Genomic DNA, 19,396 nt, shown 5'->3' with positions numbered 1-19,396 from the left:
GAGTCGGCGGTGCCGCACAACCGTAGGGTGGAAAACCGCGTCAGCGTTTTCCACCGCCACAGTCATGGTGGACAAGGCTGCGCCGTTGTCCAACCTACGCCACACCACTACTCCGCTTTGGCCTTTAAACGCGCTCGATGGCCAGCGCCAGCCCCTGGCCGACACCGATGCACATGGTGGCCAGACCCAGCTTGCCGCCGGACTTCTCCAGCTGGTGCAGGGCGGTCAGCACCAGGCGCGCGCCGCTCATGCCCAGCGGGTGGCCGAGGGCGATGGCGCCGCCGTTCGGGTTGACCCGCGCGTCGTCATCGGCGATGCCCAGCTCGCGCATGCAGGCCAGGCCCTGAGCGGCGAAGGCTTCGTTCAGCTCGATCACGTCGAAGTCGGCGACCGCCAGGTTCAGGCGCTCGCACAGCTTCTGCACGGCCGGCACCGGGCCGATGCCCATCACGCGCGGCGCGACGCCGGCGGCGGCCATGCCGAGCACCTTGGCGCGCGGCTTGAGGCCGTACTTGGCCACTGCCTCGGCGGAAGCCAGGATCATCGCGGCGGCGCCGTCGTTGATGCCCGAGGCGTTGCCGGCGGTGACGGTCTTGCCCTCGCCGTTGACCGGCTTGAGCTTGGCCAGGGCTTCGGGAGTGGTGTCCGGACGCGGATGCTCGTCGCTGGCCACCACGGTGTCGCCCTTCTTGCCCTTGATAACTACCGGGACGATTTCCTCGGCGTAGAAGCCGTCGGCCTGGGCGCGACCGGCGCGCTGCTGGCTGCGCAGGGCGAAGGCGTCCTGGTCGGCACGCGAGATGCCGTAGTCCTCGGCCACGTTGTCGGCGGTCTGCGGCATGGCCTCGACGCCGTACTGGGCCTTGAGCAACGGGTTGATGAAGCGCCAGCCCATGGTGGTGTCTTCGATTTTCTGGCTGCGGCCGAAGGCGCTGTCGGCCTTGCCCATCACATAGGGCGCGCGGCTCATCGACTCGACGCCGCCGGCGATGGCCAGCTCCATCTCGCCGCTGGCGATGGCGCGGAAGGCGCTGCCCACCGCGTCCATGCCCGAGGCGCACAGGCGGTTGAGGGTCACGCCCGGCACGCTCGGCGGCAGGCCGGCCAGCAGCAGCGACATGCGCGCCACGTTGCGGTTGTCCTCGCCGGCCTGGTTGGCGCAGCCGTAGAACACGTCGTCGATGGCCGCCGGGTCGAGCTGCGGGTTGCGCTCGAGCAGGGCCTTCAGCGGAATCGCGCCCAGGTCGTCGGCGCGCACCGCGGCCAGCGCGCCGCCGAAGCGGCCGATGGGCGTGCGCACGGCGTCGCAGATGTAGACGTCGCGGCTCATGCGTCACCCCCGACCTGACCACCGTGGGCGGCGGCAGTGCGGGCTTCCAGGGCGCGCAGGGCGTCCAGCTCGACGGCGGTCGGCTCCGGGGTGACAGTCACGTTGTCGGCGAAGCGGATCGCCCAGCCGGTGTTCTCGATCACCTGCTCGCGGGTCACGCCCGGGTGCAGGGCGGTGACGATGAACTCGTTGGTGCCGGCTTCCGGCTCCATGATGCACAGGTCGGTGATGATGCCGACCGGGCCCTTGCCCGGCAGACCGAGCTGCTTGCGGTGGTCGCCGCCCTCGCCGAAGCCGACCGAGGTGATGAAGTCGAGCTTGTCGACGAAGCTGCGATGACCCTGCTTGAGGATGATCAGCACTTCCTTGGCGCTGCCGGCGATTTCCGGGGCGCCACCGGCGCCGGGCAGGCGCACTTTCGGCGCGAAGTAATCGCCGACCACGGTGGTGTTGATGTTGCCGAACTTGTCGACCTGCGCCGCGCCGAGGAAGCCGACGTCGATGCGCCCACCCTGCAGCCAGTAGCGGAAGATCTCGCCGGTGGGCACCACGGTGTCCGCGGTCTCGGCCAGTTCGCCGTCGCCGATGGACAGCGGCAGCACGGTCGGCTTGGCGCCGATCGGGCCCGATTCGTAGATCAGCACCACGTCCGGGGAGGAAGTCAGGCGCGCCAGGTTGGCCGCCTTGGACGGCAGGCCGATGCCGACGAAGCACACCGCGCCATTCTTCAGGCGGCGGGCGGCAGCCACGGTCATCATTTCATTGGTGGTGTAGCTCATCACTTGGCCTCCTGCTGCGCGGCCAGCTTGGCCTTGAATTCGGTAAAGTCGGCGGTACCGCGGATGTAGGTATCGATCCAGGCGGTGAAGGACTCGCGGCCACGCGCAATCGGGTCCCAGGCCTGGTAGAAGCGGTTGTCACGCTCGTAGTAGCCGTGGGCGTAGGACGGATGGGCACCGCCCGGCACCACGCAGACCGCGGAAAGTGCCCAGGTCGGCAGCACGCAGGCGTTCATCGGCGCGTTGAGGTCGTCGACGATCTCTTCGACGGTGACGATGGCACGCTTGGCGGCCAGCACGGCTTCCTTCTGCACGCCGAGGATGCCCTGCACCAGCACGTTGCCCTTGCGGTCGGCCTTCTGCGCGTGGATCACGGTGACGTCCGGACGCACGCTCGGTACGGCAGCCAGCTGCTCGCCGGTGAACGGGCAGTTGATGAACTTGATCATCGGGTTGACCTTGGGCAGGTCGGAGCCGGCATAGCCGCGCAGCACGGCGAACGGCAGGCCGGAAGCACCGGCAACGTAGGCGTTGGCCAGGTCGGCGTGGCTGTGTTCCTCGATTTCCAGAGCGTGCGGCCACTGCTTCTCCACCGCATCGCGCAGGCGGTGCAGCGAACCAACGCCCGGGTTGCCGCCCCAGGAGAAGATCAGCTTCTTCGCGCAACCGGCACCGATCAGCTGGTCGTAGATCAGGTCGGGGGTCATGCGCACCAGGGTCAGGTCTTTCTTGCCCTGACGGATGATCTCGTGACCCGCGGCGGTCGGAATCAGGTGGGTGAAGCCTTCGAGGGCAACGGTGTCGCCGTCGTTGACGAAGCGCTGGACGGCTTCGCGCAGGGTGAGGATTTCGGCCATTGGTTGTGCTCTTGCTCGGTTGACGTTGCCCGGCGCCATGCGCCGGCCAGTGAGTCAACAGTAAGGAAGCGAGCCGGAGCGGACAATCCGATAATCGACAATGTGTTCGACTATCGAACATTTATGACTACCAACATACAGGGGGTCATGCCCCCAACGGGACGTCCGCCACCCCGCGGAAACAGGGGTGACGGCGGGCTGGCGGAAGAGGATTACGTCACTGGGCAGCAGGAAGTTCGCGACCACCATAGGATGGCGCCCGCTCAGCGTCGGCGTGACTGACCAGCCCCTTGATCACGATGGCCACGGCGGCGATCAGCGCCGGCACCAGCAAGGCGGTCAGCACCTGGGTGAAGGTCCAGCCGAAGCCCAGCAGGGTGGCGCCGAACCAGGCTCCGGTGATGGCGCCGAAGCGACCGATGCCGAGCATCCAGGACACCCCGGTGGCGCGGCCCTGGGTCGGGTAGAACCGCGCGGCCAGCGAGGGCATCGCCGATTGCGCACCGTTCATGCACATCCCTGCCAGCAGGATCAGCGTGGCCAGCAGCATGGTATTGCCGAAGCTCTGGCCGACCAGGTAGGTGGCTATGCCGGCCAGCAGGTAGAACGCGCCGATGACCTTGTGCGGGTTGTAGCGATCCATCGCCCAGCCGACGAACACCGAACTGAGCACGCCGCCGAACTGGAACAGCGAGCCGATCACCGCCGACTGTTCCAGGCTGGCACCACCATCGCGCAGCAGGGTCGGCAGCCAGCTGGAGAGCAGGTAGATGATCACCAGGCCCATGAAGTAGGTCAGCCACAGCAGCAGGGTGCCGGCGCGAAACGCGCCGGAGAACACCACGGCCAGGGCGCTGCGGGTTTCCACGGTTTTCAGCTCGGGCACGCTGAAGTCCTTAGCCTGCGCCACTGCGTCACGACCGATCGGCGCCAGCGCGCGGCGCACCTTCTCCATGCCGCGATTGCGTACCAGCAGATAGCGGGCCGACTCGGGCAGCCAGACGATCAGGATCAGGCCCAGCACCAGCGGCAGCACGCCGCCGAGCACCAGCAGGCTCCGCCAGCCGAACGCCGGGATCATCGCCGCCGAAATGAAGCCGCCGCAGGCCATGCCGAGGTTGAAGCCACAGAACATGCTGGTCACCAGCAGCGACTTCTTGCGCTCCGGGGTGTATTCGGAGAGCAGCGTGGTGGCATTGGGCATCACCGCGCCCAGGCCGATACCGGTCAGCAGACGCAACGCCACCAGCTGTTCGATGTTGGTGCAGAACGACGAAGCCAGGCTGAACGCACCGAACAGGAACACCGAGGTCACCAGCACCACCTTGCGCCCGTAGCGGTCGGCCAGGGGGCCGGAACCGAGCGCGCCGATCACCATGCCGATCAGCGCGGCGCTCATCACCGGGCCCAGGGTGGAACGGTCGATGCCCCAGTCCTGGGTGAGGGCCGGAGCGATGAAGCCCATGGCGGAGGTGTCGATGCCGTCGATGAAGACGATCAGGAAGCACAACAGCACGATGCGCCACTGGTAGGCGGAAATCGGCTGGGCATTGATGAAGGACTGTACGTCGAGGGTGCCAGCAGTTGGCACGCGAGTTGGGCTGGTCATTCCTTGGATTCCTGAGGAGGTTCCCCACCGCAGGCGGGCCGCTCTGCGCAGCCACTGCCGAGGGAGAACACGAACTGGACAGGAATGAGGGTCGCGCCAGGCGACCACGCAACCGTGGCATCGAGCGGCATGGTGCTTGGTCACCGCTCCCGGTCTCGGGTCATGTCCGACCCTCATTATTATCATTGGCCGCGCGAGCGATCGCGCGGCTGCCCAGACACTACGGAGACCCGAATGGCAGCTCAATCCGATGATCGACAATTTGTTCGACTATCGAACCAATTGTCGCCCGATGGCCGAACTTCTCAGCGCCATAGCTGCGCGCTCAGCTCCTTGCTGCCGCTCAGCAGCACCGGCAGGAAGCGCGTCTCCAGCTCCTGGCGGCTGACCCGTCCGGCGTGGGTGCTGACGTTCATCGCGGCCAGCACCTTGCCGCTGGCGTCACGCACCGGCACGGCCACCGAGCGCAGGCTCTGCTCCAGCTCCTGATCGACGATGCACCAGCCCTGCTCGCGCACCTGCATCAGGCATTCCCACAGCGCTTCGGGGGTATGCAGGGTGCGGCTGGTGCGCGGCTTGAGGTCGGCGCGGGCCAGGTAGGCGCGCAGGTTGTCGTCGTCCAGCCCGGCGAGGAGGATGCGACCCATGGAGGTGCAGTAGGCCGGCAGGCGGCTGCCGACGCTGAGGTCGACCGAGATCAGCCGCTGCGGAATCGCCGAACGGGCGATGTAGAGCACCTCGTCGCCTTCCAGGGTGGCCAGGTTGCAGGCCTCGTGCAGCTGCTCGCTGATGCGGTCGAGGAACGGCTGCGCCGACACCGCCAGCGGCGTGGACGACAGGTAGGCATGGCCCAGGGTCAGCACCTTGGGCAGCAGCGCATAGGTGCGCCCGTCGGTGGTGACGTAGCCGAGCTGCATCAGGGTGTACAGGCAGCGCTGCACCGCAGCGCGCGGGATGCCGGTGCGGTGGCTGATCTGGGCGATGGTCAGGTGGCGTTTGCGCTCCTGGAAGGCATTGATCACCGCCAGGCCGCGCGCCAGCGAGGACATGAAGTTCGGGTCGCCACTGAACGCCTTGATGTGCTCGGCAGCCAGCATCGGCTGAGGCGGCGCCAGGCTGGCGGGAAGGGTTTCGGACTCGCTCATGGGGCTTCCTCTGCGCGATGGGTCGGGGCTGAATTCGCCGATTATCGAACCACAGACCGATAATCGCAATGCTCCGCCAGAGAGATCTGGCGCAGCTGCGCCAGGCGGCTGCGGGTGCGCGCGAAGTCGGTCTGGGCGCGGGCCACGCACAGCTGGTCGAGGCTGACGGCGCTGCCGAGCAGCAGCTGCACGCCGCTGTCGTAGGCGATGTCGACGAAGTTGAGAAAGCGCTGCTGGACGTCCAGCGAGCGCTGGTCCAGCGGCGGAATGGCGCTGATCGCCAGGCATGCGAAATGCTGGCACAGCCACAGGTAGTCGGCGGTGGCGCTGGGCACCTCGAACAACGCGGCGAAGGTCAGCCACAGGGTGTCCTGGCTGCGCGCCAAGGGTTGCAGGCGCAGACGGTTGACCGCCAGTAGCTGCCCTGCCCCGTCCGGCGTCAGCCCCAGTGCCTCGGCCAGATGCGTATCGGCAGCCGGCGTAGGCCAGCAGTAGCGGCCCCAGTCGCGCTCGCTGAGTGGCCGGTAGTCGCGGCCGCCATCCAGTTCGAGCACGGTGAGGCGCTGCTGCAGCAGGTGGATGAACGGCTGGAAACGCTCGTGATAGAGCGGGTTCGGGCACAGTCCAGCAGGCGGATAGTTGGAGGTGAGCACGACGCCGACCTGTTCGTGCAGCAGGTACTGGAGCAGGCGGCCGAGCAGGATGGCGTCGCCGATGTCGTGCACGTGGAACTCGTCGAAGCACAGCAGGCGCACCTCGCCGGCCAGCTCGCGGGCGACCAGCGCCAGCGGATCGGGTTGGCCGACGAAGCGCAGCAGGCGCTGCTGCACGTCCTGCAGGAAGGCGTGGAAATGCACGCGGCGCTTGGCTTCCAGCGGCGCGGCAGCAAAGAAGCAGTCGAGCAGCAGACTCTTGCCGCGGCCGACGCCACCCCACAGGTAGACCCCGCCGCTGTGCCGGCGCAGCCAGCCACGGCGCACTCCGAGCTGGCGCTGCAGCCACTCGGCCAGACGGGTAAAGGCGGCCTGCTGGGCGGGGTCGGCAATCAGGCCGCGTTCGGCCAGCTGTGCGGCGAAGCGCTGGTGCAGGGTGGCGGAGATACTGGCGGCGACATTGCTGGCGGGCATGGGGTGAATCGAATCCTCAACGTGGCAAACCCGCGATGCCGGGCATCGCGGGTTCTGGTTAACGCAGATAGCCGTGCAGAGATTCCGGCGCGGCATGCAGGCGCATTACGCCACGCCCGCAGCACGACGCCGGAAGCTTGCTCAGAAGTCGAAGAACACCGTCTCGCCTTCACCCTGGATGCGGATGTCGAAGCGGTAGGCCAGCTTGCCGTCCACCTCGCAACGGGTCGCCACCAGGGTCTGCCGACGTTCCACCGCTTCCACCAGGTTCAGCACCGGGTCGGCGGCGTTGGCTTCCACTTCGTCCTCGAAGTAGATGCGCGTCTGCAACTGGATGTTGATCCCGCGGGCGAACAGCGACACGTTGATGTGCGGCGCCTGCTTGCCCACCGCGCCCGGCTTGACGGTCTTCAGCGTCCACTCGCCGGCGTCGAAGGTGGTGGCGGTACGGCCGAAACCGTTGAACGGCTTCTCCAGGTCGTAGGCGCAGTCGTACGCGCCTTCGTGGTTGGCCTGCCACAACTCCAGGAAGGAGTCGCGCACCAGGTGGCCGTTGCCGTCGAACACGCGGCCGATCAGGAGGATGTGCTCGCCCGGGGCGCCCGGTTTGGCCATCTCGTTCCAGATTTCCTGGTCACGGGTCGGGTTGCCGGCGGCCGCCAGGGCCAGGCCGATGTGTACGTAGGGGCCGGCAGTCTGCGAAGGGGTTTCCGGCAGCAATTCAAAGTTCATGGTCGGCTCCTCTCTCACTGATTCTCGAAGTGGGTCTTGCGCTGGCCGCGCAGGACGATGTCGAAGCGGTAGGCCAGGCTGTCCATGGGCGTGCCCATGCTCATGTCCAGGCGACCGATCAGGGTCTGCACGGCGTCCGGATTGGCGAGGGTGCGGACGATCGGGCACTTCGGAATCAGCGGATCGCCCTCGAAGTACATCTGGGTGATCAGCTTGGTGGAGATCGACGGGCCGCTGATCGACACGTGGATGTGCGACGGACGCCATTCGTTCGGACCGTTGCGCCACGGGTACGGACCCGGCTTGATGGTGCGGAAGTAGTAGTTGCCGTTGGCGTCGGTCAGGGTGCGGCCGACACCGCCGAAGTTGGGGTCGAGCGGCGCCAGGTAGCGGTCGTTCTTGTGACGGTAGCGGCCGCCGGCGTTGGCCTGCCACATCTCCACCAGGGTGTGCGGGATCGGCTGGCCGTACTGGTCGACGACGCGACCGAACATGATGATGCGCTCGCCCACCGGCAGACCGCCGTTGTTGAAGTTGAGCAGCAGGTCGTTGTCGTATTTGCCGAGCTTCAGGTGGGAGAAGTCCGGACCGGTGGTTTCGGAAACCGACTGCGGGATACTGACCAGCGCCTGGCGCGGCGAGCGCGGCACGGAGGTCTTGTAGTCGGGGGTGTAGGCCTTCGGCTGCCAGTTCCGGTCACGGGTGACGAACCGAGTGTTTTCCGCGTCGTTCATGCTGCGTTCCTCTTGTTGGAGTTGTCGGAGCGGATTTGAGTGAGTTCAGTCTGCCCCGATCCCCGCCGTGAGGAAATTGAATTGTACCGTGCAGTCCATAACCAAATGGTTATGAATAGGTCGCTACGCTTCGTCCGTGGCGCGCTCGGCAGCCACCTCGCGCAGCACCGTGCAGAACCACTGCGCCGCCAGCGGCAGCGGCCGCGCGCCGTTGTAGCAGATGCCGATGGAGCCGCCCGGTTCGCGGATGCCCAGCGCCAGCTCGGCGAGCACGCCGCCGGCCAGGTCGTGGCGCACCGCGTCCTGCGGCGCCACCCAGATTGCGTCGCTGTCCAGCACGTAGCGCCGGCCGAGGGCGATCGACAGGGTTTCCAGGCGCTGCGCCGCCAGCGGGATGCCCCACTGCACGAACAGGCTGTCGGCGTACTTGCGGATGGTGGTGCCGGCCGGCGGCAGCACCAGCGGATAGTCGGCCAGCTGCGCCAGCGCGCCCTCGCCCAGCGCCAGCAGCGGATGGCCGGCGCGCACTACCAGAGTCATCGACTCGCTGTACAGGTGCTCGAAGATCAGCCCCTGGATCTCCGGGCTGTCGGTCATCCGGCCGACCACCAGATCCAGCTCGCCGACCTTGAGCTGGGCCAGCAGCTGGGCGCTGGAGCCGCCGGCGACCTGGACCACCAGCGCGCCGTGACGGGCGTGCAGGCGGGCGATGGTCTCGGGCAGCAGCCGGCTTTCCACCGTCGACAGCGCACCGACGCGCACCTCACCGCCCTGCAGTTCGCTGCCGCGCACCACGCTCACCCCGTCGCGCAGGGCCTGCACGCAGGGGCCGGCATAGCGCAGGAAGGTCTCGCCAGCGGCGGTCAGCAGCACGCCGCCCTTGCCGCGCTCGAACAGCGGGTGGCCGAGGATTTCCTCGAGTTCCTTGAGGGTCTTGGAGATCGCCGGCTGGCTGACCGCCAGGCTGTCGGCAGCCTTGGCGAAGCTGCGCTGGCGGGCGATCTCGAGAAAGCAGGTGAGATGGCGGAACTTGATGCGGTTATCGATGTTCATCGGCGCGAGGGGCTGGGCAGGCTATGGAGGACGACTGTGGCACAGACCGGCGCCCGGCCAAAGCCCGCGCCGCGAATTTTGCGCCGCCCTGCCCTTGCGCTGCCGCTAGTGCCCCATGGCGAGACGCGCGAACGGCGCCTGCGGCGGCCTGAGCAGACTGGCGCAGCAGTATTCCTGCAGATCGGCCTTGAGCCCTTCGGCCACCGCATACAGCTCGTCGCTGTCGGTCTGCGCGTGGCCCTGGATGATCAGCAGCGCCGAACGAGTGTCGGCATGCACCGCCGTGGCTGCGGACTGCAGGGACTCCATGCGGCTCAGCACCTGGCCGCGACCGTCGAAATAGACGTACTCGCCGGCCGGCAGGATCACTGGGGGAAGATTGTGGCGCATCTGGAAGCGTTCGCCGCCGCGGCTCATGCCCAGGGTCACCGGCAGGCGCAGGTGCTTGAGGTCGTGGGCCGAGATGGACAGGCCGCTGTTCAGCGACCACTGGCTGGCCAGGTCGATCAGCGGCGACACGCTGGGCAGCCGGCCACGAGCCTGGTACAGCTCGAGCAGCGCCTGCGGCGAGGGCGGCAAGGCGCCCGGCCGGCGCAGGGCGGTGAAGCCCTGCTGTCGGGTCAGGCTGCGCTCGGCATCGAAGTCGGCACGCAGCTCGAACAGGCGGCGCTGCAACCAGGCCGAGGGAGTCCGGTTGTTCAGCCCGTGCAGGGTGAAGGCGATGGCCTTGAGACCCAGATCGGCGGGGGTATCGAGTCGGAAAACTGGAATCAGCATGGTACATGCTCCGTTGAGGACTGGCGCTGTGACGACACTTATCGGCCCTACCCTGGTCGGCCGTGACGAGCGGCAGCATCTGTTCTAAGACGCAAGCACGATGCGTGCCATATATTTTTTCCTTGAAAATCAGTGCCCCGGCACACGCCATGGTTCCGAATCGCGCACAGCGATGCGACAAAATGCAGCAAGCGTCGCAATGGCTACCCGTTCGCGACGGCTGGTGCCACGTGAGCGGCCTGCCACGTTAGCTGCACGGTTAAGGATGCTTTAAGCTTGCCGCACTAGTTTCATGGCCGATCATGGCCCGCAAACACGCCCGCAATCCGCAGGTCTTATCAACAAGAAGTTCAACGCAAGGATTACCCATGCCGTCTGCTGCACCGCGTCGCGCCGACGCCTTCTATTGGCTGTTCACCTGGCTGGCCGTCGCCCTGCACCTGGGCCGCTTCTTCGACCTCGCGTCCGAGCCGTTGCTGGCCTTGTATCAGGTTGTGCTGATCGGCAGCTATGCCCTGCTGTTCATCGCCCCGATCTGGGCCGTCAGTCGCCTGGTCGGTCGCTTCGCGGCCAAGACCGGCGCCGTGCTGTCGGTGCTGCTGGCCGGCGGCGTGCAGCTGGCCCTGTATGGCGACCACCTGCTGTGGCAACTGTACGGTTTCCACCTTAACGGCTTCGTGTGGAACATCCTCACCACGCCGGGCGGCATCGCGGCACTGGGTTCCTCGGCGTCCACCGAACGTGATGTCGCCCTGCTCGCCGCCGCGCTGTTCGCCCTCCAAGGTGGCCTGCGCCTGCTGGCCCACGGCGCCGCTCGCCTTCGTCTGCCGGCACCACGCCTGGCGTGGGTGCTGCCGCTGTTCGCCGTGCTCACCCTCGGCGAGCGTGTGAGCTATGGCGTCAGCCACTTCTACGGTTACAGCCCGCTGCTGGAAAGTGCCCAGCGCGTGCCTTTCTACCAGCCGTTGACCATGCGCCGGGTGCTGGAGAAGCAGTTCGGTCTGGAGCGCCCGCAGCGCATGGAAGTGGCCAGCGCCAAGCTCGACGGCAAGCTGCGCTACCCGCAGGCGCCGCTACGCATCGAGGCGCCGGCCAAGCCGCTGAACATCGTCTGGCTGGTGTCCGAATCCTGGCGCGCCGACAGCCTCAACCCGCGCGTCATGCCGCAGACCTCCGCCTTCGCCCAACGCGCCCAGCACTTCGTCAGCCACTACTCCGGCGGCAATGGCACGCGCATCGGCATGTTCAGCCAGTTCTACAGCCTGCCGGCCAACCTGTGGTTCCCGGTGCTCGACGCCCGCGTCGGCAGCCCACTGATCGACGTCCTGCAGCAGCAGAAGTACCAGATCAAGCTGTTCACCAGCGCGCGCTTCAGCTATCCGGAGTTCGACAAGACCCTGTTCGTCAAAGTCCCGCGCGAGCAGATGGTCGAGGACGAGAATGGCGCCGCCTGGGAGCGCGACCGCCGCAATGTGACGGGGCTGCTCGACTTCATCGACCAGCGTGACCCGGCCAAGCCGTTCATGACCTTCCTGTTCTTCGAGTCGCCGCACGCCAACTACAACTTCCCGCCGGAATCGGTGATCGAGCCGGACTACCTGCCCGACTTCAGCTACGCCAGCATGGACCTCAAGCGCGACATCGGCGGCATCCACAAGCGCTACCAGAACGCCGTGCACCACCTCGACAGCCAGCTGGCGCGCGTCACCGAGCATCTGGAGAAGAACGGCCTGCTGGACAACACCATCGTGGTGATCACCGGCGACCATGGCGAGGAGTTCATGGAAAAGGGCCGCTGGGGCCACAACTCCACCTTCGTCGACGAGCAGGTGCGCGTGCCGCTGGTGCTGTGGATTCCCGGCCGCGCGGCGCATCAGGAAAGCCTGCGCACCAGCCACACCGATATCCTGCCGACCCTGCTGCCGCTGCTCGGCGTGCAGAACCCGAGTCAGGACTATGCGGTCGGCCGCAGCCTGTTCGATCCGCAGTCCAAGCGCTTCCTGCTGGCTGGCGACTGGGATCGCCTGGCCTTCCTCGGCGAGGAGTACAAGCTGGTACTGCCGTTCAGCAGCGGCAGCTTCACCAGCATGGGCATCAGCCGCGCCAACGACAGCGAAGTGAGTGACCGCACCTCGGTACTGCAGGCCAAGCTGCCGATGATCCAGGCAGAGATGAGCAGCCTGCGCCGCTTCCTGGCGCACTGAGGATACGCCCGGCCAGCCACGCAGAGCACGGCCGCTGCCCCATCACTCCCGCAGCGGGCCTTGCCGCCGGTTGCGTGCCGGGAGTGGCGGGGCCAGTGGCGCTCTGGCCGACGATAGCCACTGCTGGCCGGTACGCCGGCCTCCCCCTGGAGCGGCTCAAGCGATGGCATGGCGCCTTCAACGGCTATCGCCTCAAGCCCCAGCGTTGACCGACCGATCAGTGCTGGCGATGGGAAAGACCAGCTCGAAGCGAGTGACGCCGCCCGCCGACTCGCAGCGGATGCTGCCGCGGTGGGCCTCGACGATGGAACGGGTGATAGCCAGCCCCAACCCGGCGTTGCCACCCTCGCGGCGCGCCGGATCGGCGCGGTAGAAACGGTCGAATAGCCGGCCCAGATGCTCGACGGGAATGCTCGGCCCCGGGTTTTCCACGCCGAGCAGCACCTGCCCGCAGGAATTGGCAATGCGCACGCGGATGCAGCCGCCGACCGGCGTGTAGCGCAGCGCGTTGCTCAGCAGGTTGGACAGCGCCCGGCGCAGCATGCCGGCATCGCCGTCGATCATTCCCGTGCCGTCCAGTTGCAAGGTGATGTTGCGGTCGTCCGCCAGCAGGCGGTAATAGTCCAGCAACTGCTCGGCCAGCTCGTGCAGGGCCAGCAGCTTGTGCTCGGGCATGATCAGGCCGTTGTCGGCCTTGGCCAGGAACAGCATGTCGTCGATCATCCGCGCCATCTGCTTCAAGTCTTCCAGGTTGCCGTAGAGCGCGTCCTGGTATTCCTCGAGACTGCGTGCACGACTGAGCACCACCTCGGTGTGGGTCATCAGCTGGGTCAGCGGCGTGCGCAGTTCGTGGGCGATGTCGGCGGAGAAGTTGGACAGGCGCACGAAGGCATCGTCCAGGCGCGCGAGCATGCCGTTGAACGAGGACACCAGCGGGCGCAGCTCCACCGGCAGCGTCGCCTCGGGGATGCGCTCCTTGAGCGAGCGCGCCGACACCGTTGCCGCCACCTGGGTCACCTCGCGCAGCGGGCGCAGGCCGCCGCGCGCCACCAGCCAGCCGAGGCCGGTGCTGAGCAGCGCGCAGACGCCGAGGGCGATCCAGAACCAGCGCTGCAGCGCGGCAAAGAACGCTTCGTGATGGGTCACGTCCAGCGCCAGCAGCAGCGTCAGCCCCTCCGGCCGCCCTAACAGCGGCACCCGGGTGGTCATGCCGCGCAGCAGGTGCGCGCCGTCCTGCCAGGTCCACAGATCGCCACCGGGCTGGCGCAGCTCGGCCGGAAAGTCCGCCAGGAACGGTTCGGCAAACAGCACTCGCCCCTGCGAATCGAGAATCAGCGCGCGCAGCTCCTGGTGCGCGCCCAGCAGGGTATGCAGTTGCGGGCGCAGCGCGGCGAAATCATCGAGATCGGCCAACGAGCCGAGGATGCCCTGACTGGCGTGCAGCTTCTCCAGCAGCGCATGGCGGTCGAGCGCCTCGAAGTGCTGGCGGCTCAGGTGCTGGACGGTCAGGCCGGCGGCCAGCAGCACGCCGGTCAGTGCCAGCATGAACAGCAGGCCGAGGCGCGCGGTGAGCGACAGACGCTGGATCACGTCGGGGTGTCCAGCAGGTAGCCCATGCCGCGCACGGTGTGGATCAGCTTGGGCTCGAAGCCGTCGTCGATCTTGGCGCGCAGGCGGCGGATAGCCACCTCAATAACGTTGGTGTCGCTGTCGAAGTTCATGTCCCACACCTGGGAGGCGATCAGCGACTTGGGCAGCACCTCGCCCTGGCGGCGCAGCAGCAGTTCGAGCAGGGCGAACTCCTTGGCGGTCAGGTCGATGCGCTGGCCGCCGCGGCTGGCCCGGCGCTTGAGCAGGTCCACCTCCAGATCGGCGACCTGCAGGCGGGTCGGCACCGTGCTGGCCTGGCCTCGACGCAGCAGGGTACGCACCCGCGCCAGGAGTTCGGCGAAGGCGAACGGCTTGACCAGGTAGTCGTCGGCGCCCAGTTCCAGGCCCTTGACCCGGTCCTCGACGCGGTCGCGCGCGGTGAGGAACAGCACCGGCACCGCCTGCCCGGCGCCACGCACCCGGCGCAGCACCTCCCAGCCATCCAGCCCCGGCATCATCACGTCGAGGATCAGCAAATCGTAGGATTCTTCCAGTGCACGCTGCAGCGCCTCGCTGCCGTGCTCCACCCGATCGACGCTGAAGCCGGCCTCGCTCAAGCCCTGCTGCAGGTAGGTACCGATCTTTGGCTCGTCCTCGGCCACCAGGATTTTCATGGCGTGTTCTCTCCATTGCGCGAGTGGCGATTGTGCAACCCCGCGCCGCCGGCAGCCACCGGCTGACAGAAATGTAATCTGCGCGCAGCGACTTCGAGGCTTTGGCAACCACGCGGCCCTTTTGCGAACGCCGGCACAAAAATGCCACTCGTCAACTTTCCAGCGTCAATTTTGACTTTTCCATCTTCTGGACAAAACTTCCTAGTGTTTGCAGTTGGCGAGCGATAGCTAATCCCCGTTAGCCATCGGCCAGGATCAGGAGGTACACATGAGAAACGGCAGCGCAGTTCGACTCCCGTTCAAGCGCCCGGCAAACGACATCGAACGCGCCCGCCGCGCCCGCGATGAAGCCGAAATCGAGCAGGCCATTGCCGCCCGCATGGCGCAGTATGAACGCTGGTACGCTGAGCAAAGGGCAATGCTTCCCCAGGCGCTGGAAGCCCTGGTCAGGCTGCTTGATGCAGCCCGCAATGGAGGGGGGGATGATCAAGGAGAGATCTGCCGGCACTTCCTGCTGGGCCTGTCCGACGGGCAAGAGCACACCTTCAACCTGACCAGGCTGCGGCGCCTGGATATCAATTTGTGGCAGGACTGCATGGCCGTGCTGCAGCTTTATCAGTACACCCTGTGCCCGATTCACCTGCTGATCAAGGATGGCTACCGGCTATGGCAACAGCTGAGAGATCAATAAATTGACGTTATAAAAAGGCCAATTGGCATCCAGCTAATTGGCCGCCGGGACGGGCTCCGATACCTCGACCAGCATTCCGTCCTTGAGCCTGAAATGAAAGCGAGCGCTTGCCGGCTTCGACCACAGATCCTTGTCCTTCATTTCACGGGCGAATGTAGGCACACCGACCGTGACCGTGGCGGCATAAACGCCATCGCCGGCCAAGGCGCTATTTTCGGAGTAATGCAAGCCACTGCTACCCCACATCGGCGCAAGGGTCGTCTCCACCGTCTTGCCGTTTTCCTGGTTGGTTGCCGCGAAGGTGATCGTCGCGTAGGGCAGGCGTGTCTTGGTGGCGTTGTCCGTCACCTTGAATTCGATGTGGTAACGCTCGTTCCTAGCGGGCGCATGCTCACGCCATTGCGCGGGAGTTCCCATCGGCATCCACATCGCTTCGGCACCTTCCAGCTCCAACTGGAATGTCAGGCCGGCGCTGATGGTTCTGCCAATCAGCACCGCTTCTTTCGTGGGATCCTGCGGTGAGGCGAGGACCTTGATCTTTGGCTCTGCCGCTTTAGCAAGACCCGTGACCATTGGAAATGCAATGGCCGCACCTAAAGCAATCAACAGTTTTCGGGTGTTGGTCATTTCTAGTGCTCCTGCTCGGTTGACTGGCACTTCGTCACAGTCTTTAAGCACCAAGCGGAACGGGTCTCTTGGTTTCTGCCCGTCTCGTTTGCAAAAGCGTCAACGGCTTAAAGTGTCCTCGACCGCCGAGAGAGCCGCCTGGCGCCTGCAGCCGCCGCAAAGTGAGCTTCTGAAAAGGTCATGGCTTGGGTTTGGCCAGCATCTCACGGTGCGCGCGCAACTGCTCGATCATCTGCTCCATGTGCTGGATGCGCTGGTCCACCTGCTCGACCGTATCCAAATTCATCCCGCCCATACCGCCTCCCATCCCCATACCCATCCCTTTGCCGTCGGCCATGCAGCCGCCCATGCTCTGCATGCCACGGCCCATGGCCTGCTGGTGCTCCTGGATCAGCTTCTGCCGTTCCTCAGGCGTCTTGCCGGCCCTCCAGTTCTGTTGCAACTGGCGCATTTCGGTTATGTGCTGATGCCACCGCTCTTCCGCGGTGGGTTCCGTCTTGGCACATGCGCTGCCGGCGGCAACCAGCAGCAACATGCCGCCGAAAAGAATCGATCTGTTCATCTGCAAGACCTCTGAGGAGCTGGGTGAGAGTTTCACTCTAGTCCCGTCTGCGCCGGACGATGGCCAGCTGACGGAAATGTAATGCGCCGCTCAGCTTGCGGTAAGCAACGGCCGTCTAGCATGGAAGTGAAAGTATTGCTGTCTGGGCATCGCCCCCTTTCTGGACAATCTGCGTCCGACGGACGCCGTTTTTTTCAGGAGATCTCCCTGCCATGCGCCAAGCCCGTTCTCCCGACGCCCCAAACGGCCCCTTCTGGCGCAGCAAACCCGGCATAGTCCTCGGCATGCTCGCGGTCATCGTCCTGTTCTACCTGGCCCGCGAACACTTCGCCCATGCCGCCGGACTGCTGCCCTACCTGATCCTGCTACTCTGTCCACTGATGCATCTGTTCGGTCACCACCACGGCGGACACTCCCACCACTCCCGACAAGGCAACGATTCGAACGAGAAAAGGAACTAGCGGATGCCCACCACTCCACACGAGCATCACGCGCACGCCAACGCCCAGCCCTCCGCAACGCAGCCGCGCGATCCGGTCTGCGGCATGACCGTCAAGCCTGACAGCCCTCACCACAGCGCGTACCTTGGCCAGCATTTCCACTTCTGCAGCCAGCGCTGCCTGGACAAGTTCAACGCAGAGCCGCAGCGTTATGCCCAGCCCATCGCGGCCGAACCGGCAGAGCCTCTGCATCACGACCACAGCGGGCATGCAGGACACGCACACTCGTCAGTACCGCCCGCCGCTGCCGTGACGCTCGCCGCCGATGCCAGCGCCGAATACACCTGCCCGATGCACCCCGAGGTGCGCCAGATCGGCCCCGGCACCTGCCCCAAGTGCGGCATGACCCTGGAGCCGGTGCTGCCCGAGCTGGAGGAGGAAGAGAACCCGGAGCTCAGGGACTTCACCCGGCGCTTCTGGTGGAGCCTGCCGCTGACGGTGATCGTCACCGTGCTGGCGATGGCCGGCCACCAGTTGCAGCTGTTCCATGGCGTGATGCAGAACTGGGTCGAGCTGGCCCTCGCCACCCCGGTGGTGCTGTGGGCCGGCTGGCCGTTCTACGTGCGCTGCATACGCTCGATGATCCAGCGCAGCCCCAACATGTGGACGCTGATCGGCCTCGGCACCGCCGCCGCCTACCTGTACAGCGTGGTCGCCACCCTGGCGCCCGGCGTGTTCCCGGCCACCTTCATGATGGATGGGCGCATCGGCGTGTACTTCGAGGCGGCGGCGGTGATCATCTCGCTGACCCTGCTCGGCCAGATCCTCGAACTCAAGGCGCGCTCGCAGACCTCGGCGGCGATCAAGTCGCTGCTCGGCCTGGCGCCCAAGACCGCGCGGCGGATCAATGCCGACGGCAGCGAGGAGGACATCCCGCTCGCCCACGTGCATGTCGGCGACCGCCTGCGCGTGCGCCCCGGCGAGAAGGTACCGGTGGACGGCCGGGTGCTGGAGGGCGAAAGCGCGCTGGACGAGTCGATGCTCACTGGCGAACCCGTGCCGGTGATGAAGCGCAGCGGTGACACGCTGATCGGCGCCACCCTCAATACCCACGGCAGCCTGGTGATGGCGGCGCAGAAGGTCGGCGCCGCCACCATGCTTGCGCAGATCGTGCAGATGGTCGTCCAGGCCCAGCGCTCCAAGGCGCCGCTGCAGCGCCTGGCCGATGTGATCGCCGGCCGCTTCGTGCTGGTGGTGATCACCATCGCCGCACTGACCCTGCTCGGCTGGGGCCTGTGGGGACCGCAGCCGAGTTGGGTGTTCGGCCTGATCAACGCGGTGGCGGTGCTGATCATCGCCTGCCCCTGCGCCCTCGGCCTGGCCACGCCGATGTCGGTGATGGTCGCCACCGGCAAGGCCGCCACCAGCGGCGTGCTGTTCCGCGACGCCGCCGCCATCGAGAACCTGCGCAAGATCGATATCCTGATCGTCGACAAGACCGGCACCCTCACCGCGGGCAGGCCGGCCTTCCACAGCGCCGCGGCAGCGCCCGGCTTCGAACCGGACGAGGTGCTGCGCCTGGCCGCCAGCCTCGACCAAGGCAGCGAGCACCCGCTGGCCCACGCCATCGTCGAACACGCCCGCGCCCGGCGGCTAACGCTGGCCACGCCGCAAGCCTTCGAGTCGGCTTCCGGCATCGGCGTGCGCGGCCAGGTCGACGGTCGCCACCTGCTGCTCGGCAACACCACGCTGCTGCAGGAAAGCGGCATCGCCGTCGCGCCCCTGCAAGCGCAGGCCGAGGCGCTGCGCAGCGAAGGCGCCAGCATCATGTACCTGGCGGCGGACGGCGCGCTGGCCGGGCTGCTGGCGGTGGCCGATCCGCTCAAGCCGACCTCGAAGCTGGCGGTCGAGCGCCTGCAGGCCGACGGGGTGCGGGTCATCATGGCCACCGGCGACGGTCTCACCACCGCGCGCGCGGTGGCGCGCCAACTGGGCATCGAGGAGGTGCACGGCGAGGTCAAGCCGCAGGACAAGGAGCGCCTGGCCGCCGCCCTGCAAGCGCAAGGGCACCGCGTGGCGATGGCCGGCGACGGCATCAACGACGCCCCGGCGCTGGCCCGCGCCGACGTCGGCATCGCCATGGGCACCGGCACCGACGTGGCGATGAACAGCGCCCAGGTCACCCTGGTCAAGGGCGACCTGCTCGGCATCCTGCGCGCGCGCAGCCTGTCGGTGGCCACGGTGCGCAACATGCACCAGAACCTGACCTTCGCCTTTCTCTACAACGCCATGGGCATCCCGCTGGCGGCCGGCCTGCTCTATCCGCTGACCGGCCACCTGCTGTCGCCGCTGATCGCCGCGCTGGCGATGAGCGTCAGCTCGGCCTCGGTGGTGTTCAATGCGTTGCGGCTGCGCCAGGTTGCCACCGAGTAAGCAAACCCTGCGCCGTCCCCTCAGGAGAATGT

Annotated in this window: 18 protein-coding genes; 4 read left to right on the top strand and 14 right to left on the bottom strand. The window is 66.6% G+C overall.

The window, feature by feature from the left end; all coding sequences use genetic code 11:
* Positions 1–124: 124 nt before the first annotated feature.
* From pcaF to KRX52_RS02310, 10 genes are all read right to left on the bottom strand, one after another.
* Positions 125–1,330, bottom strand: coding sequence for a 3-oxoadipyl-CoA thiolase (gene pcaF / locus KRX52_RS02355; protein WP_217679547.1), 1,206 nt, complete (start codon positions 1,328–1,330; stop codon positions 125–127).
* Positions 1,327–2,109, bottom strand: a complete 783-nt coding sequence (locus KRX52_RS02350; protein ID WP_254797338.1) for a CoA-transferase subunit beta — start codon at positions 2,107–2,109, stop codon at positions 1,327–1,329. The genes pcaF and KRX52_RS02350 overlap by 4 nt, the downstream gene beginning before the upstream one ends.
* Positions 2,109–2,966, bottom strand: coding sequence for a CoA transferase subunit A (locus tag KRX52_RS02345; protein ID WP_217679545.1), 858 nt, complete (start codon positions 2,964–2,966; stop codon positions 2,109–2,111). The genes KRX52_RS02350 and KRX52_RS02345 overlap by 1 nt, the downstream gene beginning before the upstream one ends.
* Positions 2,967–3,183: 217 nt before the next feature.
* Complete coding sequence (gene pcaK, locus KRX52_RS02340; RefSeq protein ID WP_217679544.1) at positions 3,184–4,575, bottom strand: 4-hydroxybenzoate transporter PcaK; 1,392 nt, start codon at positions 4,573–4,575, stop codon at positions 3,184–3,186.
* Positions 4,576–4,880: 305 nt separating this feature from the next.
* Positions 4,881–5,720, bottom strand: a complete 840-nt coding sequence (locus tag KRX52_RS02335; protein WP_217679543.1) for an IclR family transcriptional regulator — start codon at positions 5,718–5,720, stop codon at positions 4,881–4,883.
* 41 nt (positions 5,721–5,761) lie between these two features.
* Entirely contained in the window at positions 5,762–6,847 is a 1,086-nt protein-coding gene (gene zapE / locus KRX52_RS02330; RefSeq protein WP_217679542.1) for a cell division protein ZapE, read from the bottom strand.
* 141 nt (positions 6,848–6,988) lie between these two features.
* Positions 6,989–7,579, bottom strand: a complete 591-nt coding sequence (pcaG, locus tag KRX52_RS02325) for a protocatechuate 3,4-dioxygenase subunit alpha (RefSeq protein ID WP_217679541.1) — start codon at positions 7,577–7,579, stop codon at positions 6,989–6,991.
* Positions 7,580–7,593: 14 nt separating this feature from the next.
* Positions 7,594–8,313: a protocatechuate 3,4-dioxygenase subunit beta gene (gene pcaH, locus KRX52_RS02320; protein ID WP_217679540.1), complete on the bottom strand. Its 720-nt coding sequence runs from the start codon at positions 8,311–8,313 to the stop codon at positions 7,594–7,596.
* A 123-nt stretch (positions 8,314–8,436) separates the two neighbouring features.
* Positions 8,437–9,366, bottom strand: coding sequence for a pca operon transcription factor PcaQ (gene pcaQ / locus KRX52_RS02315; protein WP_217679539.1), 930 nt, complete (start codon positions 9,364–9,366; stop codon positions 8,437–8,439).
* A 105-nt stretch (positions 9,367–9,471) separates the two neighbouring features.
* Positions 9,472–10,143 (bottom strand): phenylalanine--tRNA ligase beta subunit-related protein, encoded by a 672-nt coding sequence (locus KRX52_RS02310; RefSeq protein ID WP_217679538.1) that lies wholly within the window; start codon positions 10,141–10,143, stop codon positions 9,472–9,474.
* Positions 10,144–10,511: 368 nt separating this feature from the next.
* Here KRX52_RS02310 and KRX52_RS02305 point away from each other — a divergent pair, with 368 nt between their 5' ends.
* The gene (locus tag KRX52_RS02305) at positions 10,512–12,347 is read left to right on the top strand and encodes a sulfatase-like hydrolase/transferase (RefSeq protein ID WP_217679537.1); all 1,836 of its coding nucleotides are present in this window, start codon (positions 10,512–10,514) and stop codon (positions 12,345–12,347) included.
* A gap of 192 nt (positions 12,348–12,539) precedes the next feature.
* Here the strand turns inward: KRX52_RS02305 and KRX52_RS02300 are convergent, their stop codons facing one another.
* Entirely contained in the window at positions 12,540–13,934 is a 1,395-nt protein-coding gene (locus KRX52_RS02300) for a heavy metal sensor histidine kinase (RefSeq protein WP_217679661.1), read from the bottom strand.
* Entirely contained in the window at positions 13,934–14,611 is a 678-nt protein-coding gene (locus tag KRX52_RS02295) for a heavy metal response regulator transcription factor (protein WP_217679536.1), read from the bottom strand. The genes KRX52_RS02300 and KRX52_RS02295 overlap by 1 nt, the downstream gene beginning before the upstream one ends.
* Before the next feature lie 268 nt (positions 14,612–14,879).
* Between KRX52_RS02295 and KRX52_RS02290 the strand changes: the two genes are divergently transcribed.
* Positions 14,880–15,302, top strand: coding sequence for a DUF7673 family protein (locus KRX52_RS02290; protein WP_217679535.1), 423 nt, complete (start codon positions 14,880–14,882; stop codon positions 15,300–15,302).
* Between the two features lie 33 nt (positions 15,303–15,335).
* On the opposite strand, the gene KRX52_RS02285 is transcribed toward KRX52_RS02290, so the two are convergent.
* Entirely contained in the window at positions 15,336–15,929 is a 594-nt protein-coding gene (locus KRX52_RS02285) for an iron transporter (RefSeq protein WP_217679534.1), read from the bottom strand.
* A 178-nt stretch (positions 15,930–16,107) separates the two neighbouring features.
* Positions 16,108–16,491, bottom strand: coding sequence for a hypothetical protein (locus KRX52_RS02280; protein ID WP_217679533.1), 384 nt, complete (start codon positions 16,489–16,491; stop codon positions 16,108–16,110).
* Between the two features lie 212 nt (positions 16,492–16,703).
* Between KRX52_RS02280 and KRX52_RS20595 the strand changes: the two genes are divergently transcribed.
* Positions 16,704–16,952, top strand: a complete 249-nt coding sequence (locus KRX52_RS20595; RefSeq protein ID WP_254797337.1) for a DUF2933 domain-containing protein — start codon at positions 16,704–16,706, stop codon at positions 16,950–16,952.
* A 3-nt stretch (positions 16,953–16,955) separates the two neighbouring features.
* Entirely contained in the window at positions 16,956–19,364 is a 2,409-nt protein-coding gene (locus KRX52_RS02275) for a heavy metal translocating P-type ATPase (RefSeq protein WP_302850311.1), read from the top strand.
* Positions 19,365–19,396 lie beyond the last annotated feature (32 nt).

Source organism: Geopseudomonas aromaticivorans, from assembly GCF_019097855.1.
Classification (GTDB): domain Bacteria; phylum Pseudomonadota; class Gammaproteobacteria; order Pseudomonadales; family Pseudomonadaceae; genus Geopseudomonas; species Geopseudomonas aromaticivorans.
Note: the sequence above shows the minus strand (reverse complement) of the source record. Positions and strands in the feature narration are given on the sequence as shown.

Excerpts from the sequence above, each read along its gene's own strand:
- pcaF (WP_217679547.1), bottom strand. The coding sequence starts at position 1,330 with ATGAGCCGCGACGTCTACATCTGCGACGCCGTGCGCACGCCCATCGGC.
- KRX52_RS02350 (WP_254797338.1), bottom strand. The coding sequence starts at position 2,109 with ATGAGCTACACCACCAATGAAATGATGACCGTGGCTGCCGCCCGCCGC.
- KRX52_RS02345 (WP_217679545.1), bottom strand. The coding sequence starts at position 2,966 with ATGGCCGAAATCCTCACCCTGCGCGAAGCCGTCCAGCGCTTCGTCAAC.
- pcaK (WP_217679544.1), bottom strand. The coding sequence starts at position 4,575 with ATGACCAGCCCAACTCGCGTGCCAACTGCTGGCACCCTCGACGTACAG.
- KRX52_RS02335 (WP_217679543.1), bottom strand. The coding sequence starts at position 5,720 with ATGAGCGAGTCCGAAACCCTTCCCGCCAGCCTGGCGCCGCCTCAGCCG.
- zapE (WP_217679542.1), bottom strand. The coding sequence starts at position 6,847 with ATGCCCGCCAGCAATGTCGCCGCCAGTATCTCCGCCACCCTGCACCAG.
- pcaG (WP_217679541.1), bottom strand. The coding sequence starts at position 7,579 with ATGAACTTTGAATTGCTGCCGGAAACCCCTTCGCAGACTGCCGGCCCC.
- pcaH (WP_217679540.1), bottom strand. The coding sequence starts at position 8,313 with ATGAACGACGCGGAAAACACTCGGTTCGTCACCCGTGACCGGAACTGG.
- pcaQ (WP_217679539.1), bottom strand. The coding sequence starts at position 9,366 with ATGAACATCGATAACCGCATCAAGTTCCGCCATCTCACCTGCTTTCTC.
- KRX52_RS02310 (WP_217679538.1), bottom strand. The coding sequence starts at position 10,143 with ATGCTGATTCCAGTTTTCCGACTCGATACCCCCGCCGATCTGGGTCTC.
- KRX52_RS02305 (WP_217679537.1), top strand. The coding sequence starts at position 10,512 with ATGCCGTCTGCTGCACCGCGTCGCGCCGACGCCTTCTATTGGCTGTTC.
- KRX52_RS02295 (WP_217679536.1), bottom strand. The coding sequence starts at position 14,611 with ATGAAAATCCTGGTGGCCGAGGACGAGCCAAAGATCGGTACCTACCTG.
- KRX52_RS02290 (WP_217679535.1), top strand. The coding sequence starts at position 14,880 with ATGAGAAACGGCAGCGCAGTTCGACTCCCGTTCAAGCGCCCGGCAAAC.
- KRX52_RS02285 (WP_217679534.1), bottom strand. The coding sequence starts at position 15,929 with ATGACCAACACCCGAAAACTGTTGATTGCTTTAGGTGCGGCCATTGCA.
- KRX52_RS02280 (WP_217679533.1), bottom strand. The coding sequence starts at position 16,491 with ATGAACAGATCGATTCTTTTCGGCGGCATGTTGCTGCTGGTTGCCGCC.
- KRX52_RS20595 (WP_254797337.1), top strand. The coding sequence starts at position 16,704 with ATGCGCCAAGCCCGTTCTCCCGACGCCCCAAACGGCCCCTTCTGGCGC.
- KRX52_RS02275 (WP_302850311.1), top strand. The coding sequence starts at position 16,956 with ATGCCCACCACTCCACACGAGCATCACGCGCACGCCAACGCCCAGCCC.